This window comes from Alkaliphilus peptidifermentans DSM 18978 (assembly GCF_900101495.1).
GTDB classification, from domain to species: Bacteria; Bacillota; Clostridia; order Peptostreptococcales; family Natronincolaceae; genus Alkaliphilus_C; species Alkaliphilus_C peptidifermentans.
Genome location: NZ_FMUS01000005.1, coordinates 139,894 through 159,252 on the forward strand (window position 1 = coordinate 139,894; position 19,359 = coordinate 159,252).

16 protein-coding genes are annotated in these 19,359 nt (G+C 33.2%); 1 reads left to right on the forward strand and 15 read right to left on the reverse strand.

Going from position 1 to position 19,359, the window contains the following annotated elements; all coding sequences use genetic code 11:
* Position 1 precedes the first annotated feature (1 nt).
* The 10 genes from BLP68_RS05600 to BLP68_RS05630 all read right to left on the reverse strand — a co-directional run bounded on the left by BLP68_RS05600 (position 2) and on the right by BLP68_RS05630 (position 6,239).
* Positions 2–1,963: a DNA polymerase gene (locus BLP68_RS05600; protein WP_091541018.1), complete on the reverse strand. Its 1,962-nt coding sequence runs from the start codon at positions 1,961–1,963 to the stop codon at positions 2–4.
* Entirely contained in the window at positions 1,944–2,120 is a 177-nt protein-coding gene (locus BLP68_RS21650; protein ID WP_176758880.1) for a hypothetical protein, read from the reverse strand. Before BLP68_RS21650 ends, BLP68_RS05600 begins: the two co-directional genes overlap by 20 nt.
* Positions 2,121–2,187: 67 nt before the next feature.
* Positions 2,188–2,739 (reverse strand): DUF2815 family protein, encoded by a 552-nt coding sequence (locus tag BLP68_RS05605; protein WP_091541021.1) that lies wholly within the window; start codon positions 2,737–2,739, stop codon positions 2,188–2,190.
* Between the two features lie 22 nt (positions 2,740–2,761).
* Positions 2,762–3,913, reverse strand: a complete 1,152-nt coding sequence (locus tag BLP68_RS05610; RefSeq protein WP_091541024.1) for a DUF2800 domain-containing protein — start codon at positions 3,911–3,913, stop codon at positions 2,762–2,764.
* On the reverse strand, positions 3,913–4,239 hold the full coding sequence (locus tag BLP68_RS05615) for an rRNA biogenesis protein rrp5 (RefSeq protein ID WP_091541026.1): 327 nt from the start codon (positions 4,237–4,239) through the stop codon (positions 3,913–3,915). The genes BLP68_RS05610 and BLP68_RS05615 overlap by 1 nt, the downstream gene beginning before the upstream one ends.
* A complete protein-coding gene (locus tag BLP68_RS21655; RefSeq protein WP_176758881.1) occupies positions 4,232–4,408 on the reverse strand; it encodes a hypothetical protein in 177 nt (58 codons plus the stop codon). Before BLP68_RS21655 ends, BLP68_RS05615 begins: the two co-directional genes overlap by 8 nt.
* A gap of 79 nt (positions 4,409–4,487) precedes the next feature.
* Positions 4,488–4,682 carry a phage antirepressor KilAC domain-containing protein gene (locus tag BLP68_RS22095; protein ID WP_330389092.1) on the reverse strand — a complete coding sequence of 65 codons (195 nt, stop codon included), beginning with the start codon at positions 4,680–4,682 and terminating at the stop codon, positions 4,488–4,490.
* Positions 4,667–5,182, reverse strand: coding sequence for an antA/AntB antirepressor family protein (locus tag BLP68_RS05620; protein ID WP_242876917.1), 516 nt, complete (start codon positions 5,180–5,182; stop codon positions 4,667–4,669). Before BLP68_RS05620 ends, BLP68_RS22095 begins: the two co-directional genes overlap by 16 nt.
* 84 nt (positions 5,183–5,266) lie before the next feature.
* On the reverse strand, positions 5,267–5,698 hold the full coding sequence (locus BLP68_RS05625) for a sigma-70 family RNA polymerase sigma factor (RefSeq protein ID WP_091541029.1): 432 nt from the start codon (positions 5,696–5,698) through the stop codon (positions 5,267–5,269).
* Between the two features lie 256 nt (positions 5,699–5,954).
* Positions 5,955–6,239 (reverse strand): hypothetical protein, encoded by a 285-nt coding sequence (locus tag BLP68_RS05630; RefSeq protein ID WP_091541031.1) that lies wholly within the window; start codon positions 6,237–6,239, stop codon positions 5,955–5,957.
* A gap of 379 nt (positions 6,240–6,618) precedes the next feature.
* Between BLP68_RS05630 and BLP68_RS05635 the strand changes: the two genes are divergently transcribed.
* On the forward strand, positions 6,619–7,386 hold the full coding sequence (locus BLP68_RS05635; protein WP_091541033.1) for a hypothetical protein: 768 nt from the start codon (positions 6,619–6,621) through the stop codon (positions 7,384–7,386).
* Positions 7,387–7,444: 58 nt separating this feature from the next.
* Here BLP68_RS05635 and BLP68_RS05640 read toward each other — a convergent pair whose 3' ends face one another.
* From BLP68_RS05640 to rlmD, 5 genes are all read right to left on the reverse strand, one after another.
* Positions 7,445–9,835: a hypothetical protein gene (locus tag BLP68_RS05640; RefSeq protein ID WP_091541036.1), complete on the reverse strand. Its 2,391-nt coding sequence runs from the start codon at positions 9,833–9,835 to the stop codon at positions 7,445–7,447.
* A gap of 327 nt (positions 9,836–10,162) precedes the next feature.
* Positions 10,163–13,054, reverse strand: a complete 2,892-nt coding sequence (locus tag BLP68_RS05645; protein ID WP_091541037.1) for a DEAD/DEAH box helicase — start codon at positions 13,052–13,054, stop codon at positions 10,163–10,165.
* A gap of 530 nt (positions 13,055–13,584) precedes the next feature.
* Entirely contained in the window at positions 13,585–15,195 is a 1,611-nt protein-coding gene (locus tag BLP68_RS05650) for a hypothetical protein (RefSeq protein ID WP_091541040.1), read from the reverse strand.
* A 220-nt stretch (positions 15,196–15,415) separates the two neighbouring features.
* The gene (dcm, locus tag BLP68_RS21955; protein WP_207647875.1) at positions 15,416–17,485 is read right to left on the reverse strand and encodes a DNA cytosine methyltransferase; all 2,070 of its coding nucleotides are present in this window, start codon (positions 17,483–17,485) and stop codon (positions 15,416–15,418) included.
* A 501-nt stretch (positions 17,486–17,986) separates the two neighbouring features.
* Positions 17,987–19,342 (reverse strand): 23S rRNA (uracil(1939)-C(5))-methyltransferase RlmD, encoded by a 1,356-nt coding sequence (gene rlmD, locus BLP68_RS05660; protein ID WP_091541046.1) that lies wholly within the window; start codon positions 19,340–19,342, stop codon positions 17,987–17,989.
* Between the last annotated feature and the right edge of the window lie 17 nt (positions 19,343–19,359).

The following is a 19,359-nucleotide window of genomic DNA, read 5'->3' on the forward strand; positions in this document are numbered from 1 at the left end:
TCTAATCCTTCATATAAAATTCAGTTTCAAATCCATCTGCATTCATGGGTAGTCCTTTGGCCCAAGGGATAGGCGCAGCCATAATGCTATTGACTTCTTCTAAGGAGCCTTTATCCTTTGGAACATCTAGAACCACTTCATCATGGATATGGGCCACAATGTCATATCCAGCTTTATCTAGTCTTAATAAAGCATCAGCCAAGCAATCTCTAGCTGTTCCTTGAATAATATTCTCGCAGATCTTTCCTCCGTAGGTATCGATTCTGCCCCAGGTTTTAGAAGTCTGATCCATCCCTTCGAAGGTAATTTTCTCCTTATTAAATCTTGTATCTAATTCAAGCCTTGGCCTTACATAAACTAGAGCTCTCCCAGAGGGAAGGACTATAAAAAGCATTCCACTTTTATAGCTAAACTTAAGATTATGCTGCATGGTTACAGTTGTTCTATCCTTTACAGTCTTTATAGCTGATTCCTCTACCTCATACCAAAATCTAACGATATTAGGATTGGCTTTTCTCCATGCAGCAACAATTCCAGGAAGTTCCTCTTCATTTAGTCCCATTCTCGTAGCTCCCATGGCTATTAATGCTCCAGTGCTACCTTGGTAACCACAGGCTAAAACTGCTACCTTTCCCTTTTGCCTAAGTTCATACTCTGGATTTCCCTTTGCAATCCTTTCAAGGGGAACACCAAACATTCTACTGGCAGTCATTTCATAAATTTTACCGTGGCCTCTAAAGGTTTCTACAACCCATTCCTCTCCTGCAAGCCAAGCTATGATTCTAGCTTCAATTGCACTAAAATCCGATATAATTAGCCTGTTGCCAGGAGAAGGGATAAAGGCTGTTCTAATTAACTGAGATAGTACATCCGGAACAGAATCAAAGAGTAGTTCTAACATCTCATACTCCCCCGACTTTAAAAGCACCCTGGCAAGCTTTAGGTCTGTCATGAGGTTTCTAGGTAGGTTTTGAATTTGAACTAAGCGTCCAGCCCATCTCCCTGTTCTATTAGCTCCATAGAACTGTAGAAGTCCACCAACCCTTTCATCTTTTCTCATGACCCTATCCATGGCTTCATATTTTTTTACGGAAGTCTTAGACATCTCTTGCCTTAACATAAGTAGTTCTTTTACCTCTTTAATCTCTGTTTTTTCTAGGAGTTCTGCTACTGCATCTTTGGATAGACATTCAACTCCTATTCTGTGCTTATTCTTTAACCACTCTTTTAGCTGAGTTGGACTGTTGGGATTTGCTAGTCCCGTTAAATCTTCAGCTTCCTTTAGAAGTTTCTCTTGGTATAGGTGATCACACTTTATTGCATGGTCCACCAGTGTTTTGTCAACCTGTATGCCTCTTTCATTAATCCTTTGGTCTAGCTCCCAGGTTTTATGCTCCTTTGCTAACATAGGAAAAGGGGTAAGCTTTCTTCTAATCTCTCTTTCCACTTCAACGTCTTGTTTACAATAGGCTTTAAAGACTTCCCACTTTTCAAGGTCATGTTCTGGTAAGTTCCTTTGTCTCTCTCCGTTAGCCTTAGTAGGCTTACAAGGAATCGTAAAATATCTGATAAGGGCCTTACCCTCCTTCATCTTCTGCTGCTTTAATCCCATCACCTTAGCCACCACTTCTAAATGACCTGGTAAACCTAGGGTTAAGGCATGAACTTGAGAACACCGCCACTGTTCCGGCGGCATAGGAAGATTCAAGTATTTTGATAAACAGGTTCTTTCAAACCGGGCATTGTATGCTGTTTTAATTATTGTTGGATCCGTAAGGGCATCCAATATCCTTTGTGAAATCAGTTCTCCTTGGCAGATATCTATCACCTGTACTTCCTCATCATCAACTCCATAGGCTAAGAGAAGAATTTCAAAGTCATGGGCTTCTGCATAGGGATAAACGCCACATTTTGCAAGGTCAACACTACTGTATGTTTCAATATCAATACTTAAAATCTGCATTATATTCACTCCTAAAAATCTCTTTTAATTTTCCCTTTGCACACTTTAAGATGGTACTTGCATCTCCTACGCATTTATTAGCCTCTGCCTTTGAACCATTATATTTATCACACTTCCTACAATGGTTGTTTCTATATCTTTTATAATCAATTACCATTTCTGGACCTCCTAAGTTTATTTCATAAGAGCTAAATAGGGGGACTATTGAAGCCCCCGATGAAGCCTTATCCTAGGAAATCATCATCTTCACCATCTAAAGCTTCGAAGTCATCTTCAGCTCTTGCTTTTCCTCCTAAGGACTCCCCATCTTCTGTCTTTTGGATGTTATTAAGGCCTGCTGCCAACCCCTTATTTCCTGCTGCACTGTAGGGGAAAATATTAATACTCACTCGTCCAAAGCAGCCACTGTAGAACTCCGTTTGATTACTTATAGGTTGTAACTTTCTATCTACAATCCCAGGCTTGACCTTACTATTGGCATTAATAAAATAACTATCTTCATAGGTTTCATCTTCTGGTCGATCAGTATCTCCATCCCTTAAAGGACTTTTAAAATTGCTACCGCTGGTGAACTTTGCACCAAATCTTTGAATGCCATCCTTCTTCGCTTCTTCGATTGCCTTTTCTATAGCTTTAATTGCTTCTGAATTTGTCTTTGGAATAATAATGCTTACTGAATACTTAGGATCTGAACCATTAATACTTTTTGGTTCAAACACATTTGCATAACTGAATCTCACTGGGTTTTCCTTGGTTCCTATAATCACCTTTGCCATCTTTTCATTCCTCCTAAAATTTTTATTTAAAATCTTCCTGGGCGCTGTTTCTTGCCGCAGGTCTTTTATCTTCTTCAGGTACTAGCTTTAATTTCCCAGAGGGTCTTTCTATTAGGTCTCCTATAATCTCTTCAAACTCTTTCTTACCAATTTCCTTTTCAAGTTTTGTAAGGCTAAGAAGAGACTTTGAGTAGATTTTATCCTCTGGGTATCCTGCCTCCAGTAGCTTTTCTGCCACTTCTGTTTCTGATGAGAATTTTCTGGTTGCCCTACCTTCAACCAGCTTCATTCCAGGCCACTGTTTACCGTCATTTACGGCTGTTTCCAAAGCATAGCTTTCAACATCTGAAGCCCATTTTTGAAGCTCCCCTATTTGAAATAGCACCTCCACTACCTCTTCATCTGTAAGAAGAGCCGGCTCTTTAAAGTCCATACAAGCAAGTTTTAAGTTTTCACGGCTTCGAGCCCTACAAGTGGCTTTGATTTTACAGAACCTACAATACTCTCCCGGATTAAACTCTCCCTCTCCGGCCCAAGCTGCATCGGCTTTGGGTTTTACTACTTCCTCTGCCCACTCCAATAGTTCTTCTACTTCCATTTCGTCAGTTGAGATGTTATCAAGCCTAGGCTGAATGATGGTCATTCTAATCTTTTGAGTGTCATATAACATATCAAATCCATGTATGGCACCTAAGCCATATAACCTCATTTGGGGATTTCCTATTGCAGATATACTAACTCCCTTACCACCCTTTAAATCAATAATTTCAATAATGCCATCAGCTATAATGAGGACATCTCCCGTTCCAAAGCCTTCTTTAACCCAGGGACTATAATCTAGCTTTTCCTCTATAAGAATCAGCGGATCTTTGCACTTTGACCTCACTTCATTAATCTTTTCAATCACTATGTCTACATAAGCTTTTACAGCTTTTTCAATTTCCTCTGTGTAGAACTCTCTTTTCTTCATCTGCTTTAGCTTTTTATTAAATTCTGCTTTGGTGATGTTTTCTAAGTAGTAGTGAAGGTGTAGCTCTGATAACTCATGCATGAAGGTTCCCTCCATAGCATAAACACTGGTGCTATCCCCCACCTCTTCTTCGAGCCTTACACTGGGACTGCAATTAAGCCATCTATGGGCCCCTGAAGCCGAGAGCAGCGCATGTTCTCCCATTACAACACCTCTACTTTCTCTAGAAGCTCAGGGTACCTTTCAGTAGGAATGTCACTTAACTTCTTAGCTCCAAATTCAGTAATTAATTCCTTTACCTGAACTTGCTTTCCATTTTGGGAAAGGACTGCAAGTTTGGCTCTTACTTCCTCTAGAGTAGGTAGTTTTTTAGGTAGTTTTCTAGCTTCTTTTTTCATTTCTTGTTCCCCTGTTTTTTCTACCTTAGTTTCTGTGGCATTTCCCTCTAGTGCTCCAACCAATTCCTCAATGCTATCTGCAAGGCTCCTTAGGTCACTAACCACCTCTAGGGCACGTTTGATTTTACTCATCCTTTTTCTCTCCCTTCTTGCTTTTTTCTTCATCCAGTTCTAACAGCCTTTTTGCTAATCTCTTGGATACAATGCTGATGGCAGTAAGGACTCCAACCATTTCCTCTTGCATTTCCTTATTTGTACCTGTCATAATTTCTTTCTCCCCTTCCTCTGTTTTAGTTATCATCTGGAGACCTCCTCATCTTTGAATAAGTCCCTCACTTATTAGCCAATAGGGAGAGGGGTTTGGTAACCAAGAAATTTTTCTAAATTCCTTTTGTTAGAAGCTTAAAAGTCTCTCTCCCCTTAGGTGTAATAAGAGTCTGAGTACCAACCCCTCCAGTTTTTTCGTTTTTTGCTTCCTTAATCTCGAATAGACCTGTATTCCTCTCTGCATAAGGTTTAAGCTGGCCTTTCTTGTCCCGATATACGTACTTCTTATTAATTAGAAAACTATGAATGTCTTTTCTTTGATTATTAGTTCTTTAGCCGTATCCCTGAAATTAGTGAGAAGATTTCTATCTACCAGCTCATCAAAATATTCTGCCTTTGGTAACATAGTTGCATTATCAGCAAGAAGTCTTAAATTTTCTGTCATTAGCTGATGGATCGTAGTATCAGCCATTTTCAGTGCCCTTGACATAATCATCTCAGGAGTATTCCATGCCTTCTCAATAGAAAGAAAATACTTACGAGCTTGCTTGCCTCTTTCCGTTCTTTGTATCATGCACAGCTCTTTAGCCATATGGATAGTAAGTTGATGATCTGTAGAGGGCCTACCACCAAATTCACCGGTTTTACTCAAAATTGAGTAAAAATCTACGTTCTCTGAAAAACCATACTCACACATCCTTTTAAACCAATCGTTGTATCGTGTTTCCACTTCTAAGAACCTATGTAGTTCTCTTCCCGAGACTGTAGGTTCACTTCTGCTGTAGTCCACTTTCAATAATTCGTTCATGTATAAATCACCTCATAAAATTTGATAGAGGAAGGACCTCCTACTTACTAGCCAATGGGGAGGCCCTTTTGGTAACCAAGAATTTTAAAAAAACTTTCTCAGCTTGTCTAAAATCTTGTCTCTTCGCTTCATTACAGCCACATGGGAGATGTCTTCTTTCTTTGCAACTTCTCTAATCGCCATCTCTTTGTAGAAAAGATCATTAATAAGTTTTTGTTCCTGTCTATTCAGCTCTTTTATTGCTTCCTGCAGTATTAAAAACATGGCCTTTTCAACAACGAGATCTTCTAAGCTCTCTTCATTTTGGAAATCCCGTCCTTTGTCCATCAAACGCTCTATAGAATCTTCTTTACTGGGCTTATAGGTCACCTTACTTGTTTCTTGATCAACAACACTGCTCCCGACTTTGATATCCTCTTCCAAGTATCTCTCTCGGCGCTTCATTTTGTAGTACTCCTTATAAATCTCCTTACTTACTGGGACTGAAATTTTTCCAATTTTAATCTCTTCACACATTACTTGTTCCTCCTCGGGATTTTTTTAATAGCTTTAATAAGCCAGAACGGTTGAAATAGGGGTGAAAATAGGTATAAAAAAAACCACATAACTACTGAAAAAATCAGTAATTATGCGGTCTGAGGTAATTTGTCGATTCCTAACTCGCTATAATCATAATGTATTGTTATTTAACCTATGAAAAACAAACAAAAAGGACCAGACAGCTAATAAACTTAATTATTAGCTATCTGGCCCTTAAGGTAGCTCTGAAAAATTAGGCTCCTTCTCGTCTCAGTAAAGCTTTGTCTATATTTCCTAGATATAATGGATGGCATTTTCCCGTTGACATATCTAACTTGAATTCTTTATCTTGAGTGTTATCTTCCTTACCTTTAACCCATATTACTTTTTGGTTTGTGTAATCAACCTTCCAGTAACGTTTACATTTGCTACATTTATGTAGCAGTTCACCCTTTACATCTCTGCCTCTATATGTGGTAACAATTGGAGTACCACAACTCGGACAATTGATATTAATTAACTCGATTTTTTTCTTCATAAAGACTCCTCCTTGGCATTTTTTCGTTAACAGCAATTAAGTAAATTGTTGATAACGTTTTATTTTTAGTGTTTACTACAGTCAATGGTTGCTGCAAAAAAAATTCGCCTTCATTCTAGCCCTATTTTTTTTAGCTTAACCCCCCTTACCCATACTAGTATTCTGTCTTTTCTTCGTGTAGCATAGCCATCTTAAAATCCTACACATTAAAACTATATTGAGCTAGTTTAGATATAAATTTTATATTATAGTACACATATTATAACACAGACTTATTTTAAACACAATATGCAAATTAAAGTTTATTCAATGCGTATATTGACCACAGTAAATGGTTATGATATAATTATACTTGAAAATGAAGCTGGAGGTGAAAAGAATGAGCAAAAAATATATTAATTTATTTGATAAAGAAAAGTTTGCTGAATTACTAGATAAAGCTAAAGGTGGTCGTTCTATTAATAAATACGCTGAGGAATGTGATATTAGTGCTGCACATATTTCTAGGTTTTTGAGGCTAATGATTGAAACCCCACCAACTCCAGAAACCATATCAAAGCTTTCGTCAAAGGCTTATAATGATGTTTCATATAGAGATCTAATGGCTGCTGCTGGACATATCGAAATTGGTCATAGTGCTGAATTGGGTGATCTTGAAGATGAAAATGACTCTACTATCGAAGATTATCAGCAGAAAATGGGTAGAGTTTCTAGAATTTCGCCTCGAGAAAAAATAAGTCAATTTGAGGAAATAGAAAAAAAATACTTTCAAATAATCTTATCCCATCTATATGAAGTGGATTATAAGTGGGCAATCCAAAAGCCTGAAGGGCGATTTTATAGACCTGACATGATAATTGATATAGATTATGAAGGTTATCAAAGATGGATACTTGATTTTAAAGCTACTTTCAACGATAGACCTTTCATGGGTTCTTTTATACAACACGTATATGGTCAATTTGCAATGAGAGAAATTGAGTCCACGGACAAAGTTACAATTGCTGTTAATACAGATAAGTATTATGAACAGTTTTTCAAAAGACCACCTAAATCTTTAAGAGCAAATCTTTATGTTATGCTAATAGATTTAGATAAAGGTAAAATTTTAAAAGAGGAACAGTTATGTTCTTATGATCCAAAATAAGAAAAGGTCATGACAGCGGTCTAACAAACTCGCCAATCATCACCTTTTTAAAGTTTATTTAGTCTACGATAGAATCTAAGGACTCTATCTCTATTTCAATTGCTGCTTTAAACACATTCAAGAAATAGGTTTCAAGATTATACTTGAATTTTGCAAATAAATTACAATATATTCCTAAATAGACAGCAGTGTCAGTATAATAAGACCTCTTAGATACACCATACTTATTAGTGTTATGATTTGGGTTAAGGTATTTGGTTGAATCCATGTAAATCATATTAATATTTGCACCAGAAGTATTTTTAATAATATTCCTATCAAATAATTTATATGAAATCAATGTAGCTCTACTAATTGCGTTAGATATAATCTTTTTTGCAATTCCGTTTACATTAATCTCACTTCCAATGTCATAGCGTTTTTTAAGAAATTCAGTCAATGGTACCTCTAATATTGCCTCAACAGCATTAATCTTATTATCTGACTTTAGAACTAAGCTATTGATATACTTCACTATTTTTGCGGCTTTATCCTCTGCATTATAACCACTGCTACTAATGTCTTTTATAATAGAACGATTGTACCACAAATAGAATTCGTAATAAATATATCTAAAATCCCACGAATGTAAAGACAAAACTTTTTCTAGCTGATCTTGCCACTTAAAGTTTTTAAAACAAACATCAAGAATACCTTCCATTTGATGAACTAAATCTTCTATTAACTCATCTTTGGGCTCTACACCATCATTTTTCAGCTTAATCTTTCCTTCTAGTGCAGATACTTTATTTTCCCTTTCTAATATTTGTTTTAATAGATCATACCAACTATTGGTAACTGCTATATCATCAATATCTGTGGTTTCTATCATTTCATCGTTTTTGCCTTTACAGATAATTCGGTGAAGTTCCGTATCAAATTCTCCACTCTTAAGCTTGGTTATTTTGGATAAATAGGCATTATCAAATGCAGCTATGAATTTTTTCACTACTGCATTTCTATCAAGTTGATATTTTTCATTATCCCCTTCATTTACGTTATCCTCACTAAGACCAGCAACTAAGTTGTTATGAGTGGTAACAACTTGATCCTTTAGATTTTCAATAAAATCATTATAAGATTCCTCATAATATTCATGAGCGCTACATTTATCTAGCTTTGTTATTACTACAACGTTTTGCTCTGGCTCTGATATTATAATATTCTTAAGTTCATCAACATATTTATCGTCTACCAACTCTCCACCTGTACCAGCTGGAATAAGTAAGATTTTATTTTTAACTTCAAAATCAATGGCAATACCAACTTGTTCAGACTTATTGTGCCCTTGTGAATCTCTGAACACAATACCTTCTCTAAACTTCTTAGGAAGCTTTAGCTTTGCTCTTTCATCACACTTAAAAACCAATACAGCTTGCTCAAATAATATACGATATGAAATGATTTCTGCAAATTCTTCCTTTTTCTCTTTAAATTTATTAAACGTCTTAGTCGGTATAATCGTTTTATCCAAAATCGTCTGATCTACCAATGATATTTCATGCCTATACCCGTAAAAATCATTAAATCCGAGCTCACGTTCAATCAAGGAATCAAGTAGGGTCGCTAGAGAAGAATCTTCAATATTGTCTTCTATAATTGATTGCAAGTCATTCTTACCAGAATATTTCGTTTGTAGTTCTTCAGCAATCTCAAGGAATTCCTTAATTAAGCTATCAGTTCTAAATAAATTGTAAACGCCTTGAAAAATATCACTATCGTATTTTATCTCTTTTTCATCGACCTTCTTCAATCCTTCTTTATTGCTCTTTTCGCTAATACTCTTCTTCAGATCAAAACTAAAGTTGGTATCCATGCTAAGAGCAACTAAGACTAAATCTCTTAAGATATCCCGTTTGGTTCTAGCCTTTAAGAATAATCTACTTTCTGTTTCTTCAAGGATAACTATGTCCGTTTGGATAATGGTGCTATTGCCCGAAGGTGTTATGGTTTTTTCTAGAATTTCTTTTCCTTCTTTGTTAACAAACTGCTGGCAGAAAGTTGTCTTTCCAGCACCAGTAGTACCAATCAAGTCAATGATAGTTGGATTTTTTGCTCTCAAAACATTCTTATAAAATGTAATGATGTCACTGTCATCATAAAACCTCGATAACGTTTCTATTGTTAATTCAAATTCATTCTTCAAGTTCTCTTTATTGATTTTATAAACATATTTATTTAGCTCTGAGTCTCCCCATTCAATACTTACTCCATACTCTAGGTGACTCTGTAAATATCTCACCAAATTGCAAAATTGAATGATATGTTCTTCCGTTTTAGCTTCAGCCTCTTTCAGATAAAATTCTTTATGTAGTTGTGTGAAGTATACTCTTTTATGTCCATCCCACGTAATCCCAGTGGATTTAAGTAGTTGAATCGTTCTTTCACTTAGTTCTTCATGTTTAACCATAGTAATCCCCCTTTGTTTAATATTATGTTAATGTATATTTAAATATATTATCCATCAACTATGCAATTGTTGACTTAATTTAATACTCTTTATTCATCCCGATCCTCCCTATACTCAACAGCCATTTCATCAACCCACCTCTTCCAACACACACATCCATTACGACCTTCAATCTTCCGGTTCAGACCCGTCTTATAATATTTGTAATTCAAAGGACTATAAGAAGATTCAAATCGATACTTCTTGTATCCTCTAGGAGTCTCAGTTGCTTACGATGAACACTCTCTCTGTAGATTTCTAGCTTCGCTGAAATGATCTCCCACCTCATCAACTTCCCCATATTTCAAATGATTTCACTTTACCTGAATTGCTAATATAGTATCTAGTCGCAGCAAGTACTTCTTGAATCTTTTCTGGCATTGCTACACTTTTACTAATTGAGGGTTGGACGGCAACGATCTTCCCTCTAAATAATTTATCTTGTTGCTTTATATCTCGTAAGAATACTTCATAATCTCCTTTTTTAAATTCACAATGCCCTGACTTTCTTCGAACTTTTATTTTTTGCAGAAATGTTGATTTTGTTTTCAGCCATATTATTGATTTAACTGATTGACCAGTAACCTCATAAATATCGCTCAAACTAGAATTAAAATTTTTCGCACTCATCGCTTTTACATGATATAAAATAACTTCAACTTCTGATTCCTTATTTTCAATAGTTATGAAATCAGCGATCTCACCTGTGCTGTGATCATATATTATATAATCTAAATTAGAGTTATCCATTAGAACTTCAAAAAGTGTATCCTGTATAGACTTTCCTTTCTTTTTAGTTTTTTTATTCTTGAACTCTAAAGTTACATTAGTCCCATACTTTTCTTTCCATGGTATAGAAATTATATTCTCATCTGAAAAAACTATCGCTTCTGGATCACCCTTGCTAATTTCAATGCCCTGAATCATAACATCATCAGTAGTACGAAATATTAATGGATAATCTGCTAAGTACAAAGAAAGACTTATTTTATGTCTCCCTTCTAGAACCACTATTTTTTCATCTTCAATATAATATTTTCCGTTTATGTCACAAGTAATAGTTTGTCCTATCTCTCCCATTGATACAATTAATGTTATAAAATCATTTGAGACTTCAAGTATCTTTATATTAAAGTCAGTAATAAGACCTATCATACTATCTGAATCTCTATCATAAACCAATGATGGATTTGTATAAGTATCCCCTGAAAAATCAGCTAAATATATATTCGATGGATACCCTTCCAATCTTTTAGGTATTGGTAGAAAGTCAAAATTAGTATTGGTTTTCACAACAATCTCAGGATTAAATATTTTAGTTCCATTTAAATCACACCATTTAATGTAATCTTTTAATGATGCGTATGCGCTGCTCCAAATCTTTGAACCACTACTGTAACCAATAGTAATTTGTTGTTCATCCGAAAACGCTTTGCAAAATACATGCCCGGCCGAATATAATTTCCCAGTACTTGGATCTATTGCCTGACTCACATCTGTTCCAGCGGATATTCTGTAAGATTCGCCCGACTCATTAAATCTGTTCATCATACCTGAATTAAAAATTTCAAAATCATTTAGATTTCCTAGTACTCTATTTATCTCATGTTTTGCAATCTTTTCATAACTCTGAGAAAAAGCTTCGACAATCTTTTCATAAATAAATTCACTTTTCACTTGCGAATAAATATATAGTATATTTGTTTTCTCCTGAAAATGAATTACATAAAGAAAATTTTCCTCATCTTTTACAAACTCACCTGTATACCATTTCGGACTTTCAAATCCCTTTCCTATTGCTACAATAGTATTGTCTTCTTTATTTATATAAGGTCCATATTCAACATTACATATTTCAGGAAAAGTACCATGCATATTAAATCCAAGTACTTTATACAGCTTAGCATGACAATTAGGTTTAATCGTATGTAAAGACAAATTCATTTCTCGCTCAACTTGATTGCGTTTTTCAATAACATACTCACTTATATATTCTTTTTCAGACTCTTCTCTTTCTATTTTACTTTCACTTAAATCTATTATGATTTCTTGCCAGATTGCATCACTTTTATATAATGCTGTATTTTCAATAATTAACTCATCATCATTCATAGCGATAAATTTTGCCACATCGATGTTTGAAGCATTGGTACGTGCGAATCTGCCTATAAATTGGAGTGTGTTTGCTAATGATTTGTGTGGATCATGGACTGCTGCAATTTTTAAATTAGGAAAATCAAATCCTTCTCCTAACATATCAACGCATATTATTCCATCCAACTCTTTATCTCGTAGTTCTTTGATATATTGGTTCATCGTTTTTATACTCATAGAACTGTCTATGCGTTTTAAGTTTAATATTGTTTCAGTAGCATATAAATCCTCTAAATCTTTAGCTCTTGGTTTACTACTTGCCCTTACCATCAAGAAATGTTCATATCCTTTTTCTCTATCCAATAAAAATATTGATTCTGCTTTTTTTGCAATGAGAAAATCTTTATTTTCATCTGCAGCTATTGGAATGTACTGTATTTCTCCAAAAATACCATCCTTATAAGCTTGAGACAACGGATAGTTATAAATGAAATTTCCTTTGATTGTTTTGTTATCCATTCGAAATGGAGTAGCGGTAAACAAGACTTTCTTTGATTCATTCATATTTTCTAATATCTCGGTCCAAGTTTTAGCTGGCACATGGTGTGCTTCATCGATTAAAACTAAATCAAATTTTCGCTTGAAGCTCTCGACATTTGAAATACTCAAACCAGCTTGTGGTGTAGCCACCACAACATCTGCTATATTAATACTATTCTCTTGATCTTCAGTAAACAATTTCTTCATTTCAAATACTTTTGGTTTTTTAATACTATTTGGTAAAACATTTATTCTAATTAATGTATCTAATGTAGAATATTCCTCTGTAATTTGGTTACGTACTAGTCTACTAGGGGTTACAACTAATATTTTCTTTGCCTCAAGAACGTAAGGAGTCATTATCAAAACAGCAGTTTTTCCAGATCCTGTAGGCATAACAATTATTGCCACTTTCGATTTATTAACTGTAAAAAATGATGAGATAGAATGAATTGCTCCTAATTGGGCATTTCTTAATCCATCATTTTTATCACTAGATTTTGGATATTTTAGCTTACTATAATTTCTAGCAAAGTAGCTTTTCAATTCTATCACCTCTAATTTTTGTTTAATAATCACTTGTAATCAATATTTGCAATACAACTGTTTCCTACATCACAGTTTCATAAACACAAATCTACTATCCAACTAATTGATCAATATGTTATCCCTTGATTACTTCGATAAAAAAAGACTAATTCCTACTAAATTTTGTATGCAAATTTCGACATAAAGTTAATAATAAATTACATTATGCATTTACTTATTAAACAAAAGGCCATAAATTGCAATTCTAGTTGCTAATTATGGCCTTAATGATCTGTAGTAATAAAAATTTCTTCACATTTCTAGTTGTTTTATCTTTTTTTGCCCCTTCTATATCAATATCTAGTTGGTTAGCAAAAGACGCGCAATAAAGCATTCACTAACTAATTCTTCTTTAGATGAGTGTGCTTTTTTTCATCATTTTTATGGCCTAAGCTTCTTCACTTTAAAGCCCTTTAAATATTTAAGTTATGTTGTTTCTACAGCTATGTTCATTTCTAAAAGATTAATAACAATATTTATCATGTTTACTATTGTGGTTTTAAAATTATTGTGTAGCTTCCCTTACTTCTACCTGAACCATTGCTTATGGTGTAGTCAGTATAAACTTCATTTGTTAATTCCCCACCTTTAAAGATAAAACCTATTGAGTAAGGGTTGTCAAACCATCCTTTGCCGGTAAATAAACTAGCTTTTAAACCAGTGTTGGTTTCTATAACTTCTTTTATAAATTGCTTAGTTTCTTTACTGATTTTGCTAGCATAGTCTTTGTCCAAAATTCCACTACCACTAATTTTAAATTTTTTCAAATAAAATGCTTTTAAATCTTCTTCTTTAATTTCTAAGTCTCGTATTATTTTTTTGTTAAGATGTAGTTTTTCTGTATCACTATATAAAAGTAGTCCAACAATAATAAATTCTACTTCATTTATATATTTTTCAAAAGCATTTTTAAAAGTATTATTTGTTAGCTTTACTATAGTATATCTTTGTGAATCAGCTCTTTTAACTGATATCCCAGAGTTTTTAATTATCTTATAGCTTCTTATATCCTTTACATCTTTTTCTGTTATTTGATATTCCTTCTGTAACAAATAATCTTTACTTAGGTTTGCTTGTATAATAAAGCAATCAGCTTTACATTTAACTTTTTTTCCAGTTAGTTTTGATTCTTTGTTACCATCGACTTTTACTATATAGTAATTTTCTTTATCATCTTCTAAACTGCAAGCATTGGAAAGCACCTTCCAAAACTTATGTTTCTTATTTTTATTCATAAGCTTAGACAAGTTGAATTCCTCTTTGTTTCCTTCAAAAGTTCCTATATTGCTAGCTTTCATAAGCATCAGACTTTCAAAATCTTGTACCATAGAGCTATATTTAAACTGTATCTCCCCTCTTTTCTTTTCATTCTTACCATTTAAACTTACATTCCATGCTTGAACAGATAATCTGCCTACACTTAGAGTTGGTACATTTCTAATATTTTTCGACTTAGGATTTTGAATATTAAATTCTAAAATTTCTTTTTTGGAAATCCATACACCATCTTCTGGTCTTCCATGATAAACATAATCTACTTTACTACTGTTATTCCCTTCAAATATAGCTCTACTTAGAATAGTAGCTAAATTTTTCTCTAAAAATTCCTGAATTTGATTTCTTTTTAGTGGATATGTTTTTTTAAAACCTTTGAGGTCAAATCTCCCAATTATTTTTCCATCTTTCCCTTTTTTAATAGAAGCTTGTCCGTGTACTGAGCCATCTCCCCAGATACATAACCTTAAACTATCTTTAATTTCATCTGTTATTTTAACTGTCGGAATTCCACTCAACCATTCAATAAAATCTTCTATTTTCTCTTGATGGACACTATTACCGGTCCCCATCTTAGTGCTAATTCCAAACTCTTGACCTTCTAGTACTATATAGAAATCTTGCTTTAATTTATTACTACTCTCTACTCTAGCACTTATAATCATTTCATCTGTAGTTAATATCTTATTGTCTTCACATATATTCTTTACAAATTTTTTTAGATTTGTGTTTAACTCTTTTAATTTTTTTCCATTTAATTCGCTTACCATTAACTTTTCATTATTAAATCCGTGTGAATTTGAACCTATAACTCTTTTCCCCATAAATTAATCTCCTCTAACATTATTCTATTAAGAAGATTATATAATAAAGGCCATACCTTTTACAAGATATGGCTTAAACTGAATAATATGGAGTGTATTATGTTATCGTTCAAGAAAGTCAGAAGAACACATCTGAACAAAGCGAATCACTTATTACCTAGCTGTCAAAGTGAGTTTGCTCAACATCAACCGAAATTGTGTATGTCATAAACAAGAATGTTTAATAATTTACTTTTAAGAAAATTATTAAATTTTTAGCAATTTGTTCAATCAATTTTACTACAACACTATTACCTATTTGCTTATAACTCTGACTATAATTAGGCTTTATTTTATAGTTTTCTGGAAAGCCCATTATTCTAAGGCATTCTTTTTCTGTAAGTTTTCTGCCTAATGAATATATTACTGGCACATTATTCCCCCCCGTACCCATTTTCGCAGTTAGGCAAGGCGAAATTCCATTTCCACTAAATGATACTTTGGATGGCCTTATATTATTTGCAATTATCGGTTGATCTTCTTTATGTTTTCCTTTATCAATAAAATCCTCTATGTGTGTTTCCATATTTTTTTTAGCAATTTCTGATACAATATAAGATGAATCTACATTTTCTTCTATAAAATTAGACATAAAAGATGTTAGTTTTGTTTTATGTGGAAATATATTTTTTTCTGAAAGTTCACCATATATATTATTGTCAACACCTACACAATACCATCTATTTCTGTTCTGTGGTATTCCATAGTCTTTTGCATTAAGAACTTTCCAAACTACTGAATATTTTAATTCTTTAAGTATTGACAGGATGGTACTTAATGTATTTCCATTATCATGACTAACAATACCAGATACATTTTCTAGTATAAAAGCCCTTGGTCTTTTATCTCTTAGAATTCTAGCAACTTCAAAAAATAATGTACCTCTAGCATCTTCAAAGCCTAATCTTTTTCCTGCAATAGAAAATGGTTGACAGGGAAAACCTGCACAAAGAATATCATGATCAGGAATTTCTTCTGTATTTATTTTAATAATATCTCCTGATGGCTCTTCTCCAAAGTTAGTTTTATATGTTTCTCTTGCGTATTTATCTATTTCACTAGAAAATACACATTTCCCTCCATTGCTTTCAAGTGCTATTCTAAACCCACCTAAACCAGCGAACAAGTCAATAAATTTTGCTTGGCTATCTTCGTTATTAAGATTAAGAAACTTTTCTATATGATTAAAAATTTCTCTTATAACTGGTGGACTTACAGCATTTCCCGATTGTTTATAAAGTTGAGTATCGCTTACTCCTGAATTCCGAAGTTTTTCAATAAACTCATCTTCAAATCCTTGTACTCTGAAATTTTCTATTGGAGTGAATTTTCTAAGTTTTAGTTGTCCATTTTCTTTAACAAGTATTTTAGCTGAATCAGATCTTGCTAGAACTGTTGGAGAAATACCATTTGTGGAATATACTCTCCTTTGCCTTTCTTGATCATTATGAACTTCTCTTGGCAAATCCAGGATTTTTATAATTTTCATTATTTCTTTAGTATCATTAATATTAATATTAATATTTTCTAAATACTTTTTAACTCCCTCATTATCTATAAAATACTTTTTATCAACCTTTTCTTCTAAAATATCTTTTATAAAAATTTTTTTATTTATTGGCTTTAAAGTATCAAAAAAATTAAACCCAATAAAATCTTTATTATTAAGTTCTTGTTTTAATTTATTAATTTTTCTACTTCTATAATCTTCTTTAAATCTTTGTGGCTTAATAATATCTTTTATACCTACTATATAGGTTCTATCTCTGCTTTGTGGAACTCCCATCTCAGAAGAATTTATTACTGTAAAATCTACTGTGTAACCAAGCTCGTTTAATGTATTTAAAATTACTTTTATTGTATTGAAATTATCATGGCTTACTAAGTTTTTTACATTTTCTAAAAATACTACTTTTGGTTGTTTTTCTTTTATGATACGTGCTATATCAAAAAATAGTGTTCCTCTTGTATCATCAAATCCATTTCTTTTTCCTGCTATGCTAAACGCTTGACATGGAAATCCACCAACAAGAATGTCATGATCTGGAATTGTTTTTGCTTCTATTTTAGTTATATCACCATTTAGATTATGATTAGGATAATTTGCAAGATACGATTTTTGTGCATATTTGTCAATCTCAGAAGAAAAAATAACTTCTGCCTCTAAATTAGAATACTTCAATCCTTCCTCAAAACCACCAATTCCAGAAAATAAAGATACTACTCTATATTTTTGTCTTTTTTTATCCATCATTTCCCCTCTTTAAATATGTAATAAAATTAATATAATATCACATGACTAATCTAAATTTATCTTTTAAAATAATTTCTTTTAATCTAAATATTAGCTTCTTTAATGTTACCCTAATTATCTAACCTTTTCAAGGAAAATTGATTATAACCATCTTCTTTTTATTCCATAATCTTATACTAGTAAATATCTTTGTATCTACGCCGTGCAGAAATAAAAATTCCATATGAATGTTAGGAATAAGGGCATAATTTGACTTGTATTTATTTAAAAAAGCTGATTTATATATATATGGAAAAATATTAATTATCTAAAATGGGAGGTGGATGTTTTCCTCTATTAACATATACAAATACACAAACCATATACCTTAACACAAACTACCCTAATTCTGCGAAATTTCTTCCCCCCTTTAAAATCAAATCCCCTAAACTTATCGTCTAGGGGAACATAAATTAATCTTCTATTTTTATCAAAATCTTTTAAACCACTTATTACAAACTATTTCTTCTCTATCAACACCACACACTCCACATGAGGTGTATGGGGAAACATGTCCATACATTTTGCTTGTACAATTATATATCCTTTATTAACCAGTTCCTTTAAATCATTAGCCAATGTTTTGGGGTTGCAAGAGACATATACAATTCTCCTGGTGTTAAAATTGATTATATCCTGTAATGCTTGTGGGTGAATTCCTGCTCTTGGTGGGTCTAATATAATTAGATCTGGTTTTTCACTTAGTTCCTTTATCTTTTCCTTAACGTCTCCCGCAATAAATCTGCAATTATCTAAGCCATTTAATTTTGCGTTTTCCACAGCAGCTTTTACTGCATCTTCAACTATTTCTATACCTATAACTTCCTTTGCCTTGGGTGCCACCACCTGGCCTATGGTTCCTGTACCACAATAAAGGTCAAATACTGTTTTATCATCTGAATCTCCTAAAAATTCTCTAACAATAGAATATAGCTTTTCTGCTGCCAATGTATTGGTTTGAAAAAAGGAAAATGCTGATATCTTAAACTGTAAACCCAATAGCTTTTCTATAATATAATCTCTACCAAATAAGGTATCAGTTTTATCGCTTTGGACAGTATCTGACAGATTATCATTAAAGGTATGTAAAAATCCTACTAATGTACCTTTTAGCTTTAGATTTTTTAATTCTTCTACAAGATCATTTATATCTAGTTGAAGCTGTGTCGTGGTAACCAAATTAACAAGCATCTCTCCTGTATAATGGGCTTTGCGGACAACAAGATGCCTTAAATAGCCAATATGTCTCATACTATGATAGAAGGGTATTTCTCTTTTAGTAAAATATTTTAATATTGTTTTTAAAATTACTCTATAATCTTCGTCCATAATTAAACATTCATCAACTGTAACAATATCATGGTGTCTACCTCTCTTATGCATTCCTAGGGCCAGCTGACCTCCCTTTTCTTCGTCACCGAAGGAAAACTCCATCTTATTTCTATAGCTATATGTTATGGGGCTTCCTTCAATCGGCAGCCAATTAACATTATCTAAACCAGCATCTAGAAATAGCTTTCTAACATTCCTTTCCTTTTCCTGTAGTTGATAATCATAATGTATTGATTGCTGAAAACATCCCCCACAGTCCCCAAAATGATTACAGGTATCTTGATCTTCTAGGTGTGACGCTTCTATAACCTCAAGTATTTTCCCTTCTGCTTGATTCTTCTTGACTTTTTTTATTACAGCCTTAACCTTTTGTCCCTTAATACCATGCTTAACCTTAATTTTGACACCCTCTTGAAAGCCATATGCTTTGCCACCAAACTCTGTATCTTCAATAATAAATTCTACAGTATCTTTTTTCTTCAAATTTATTCACTCCTATT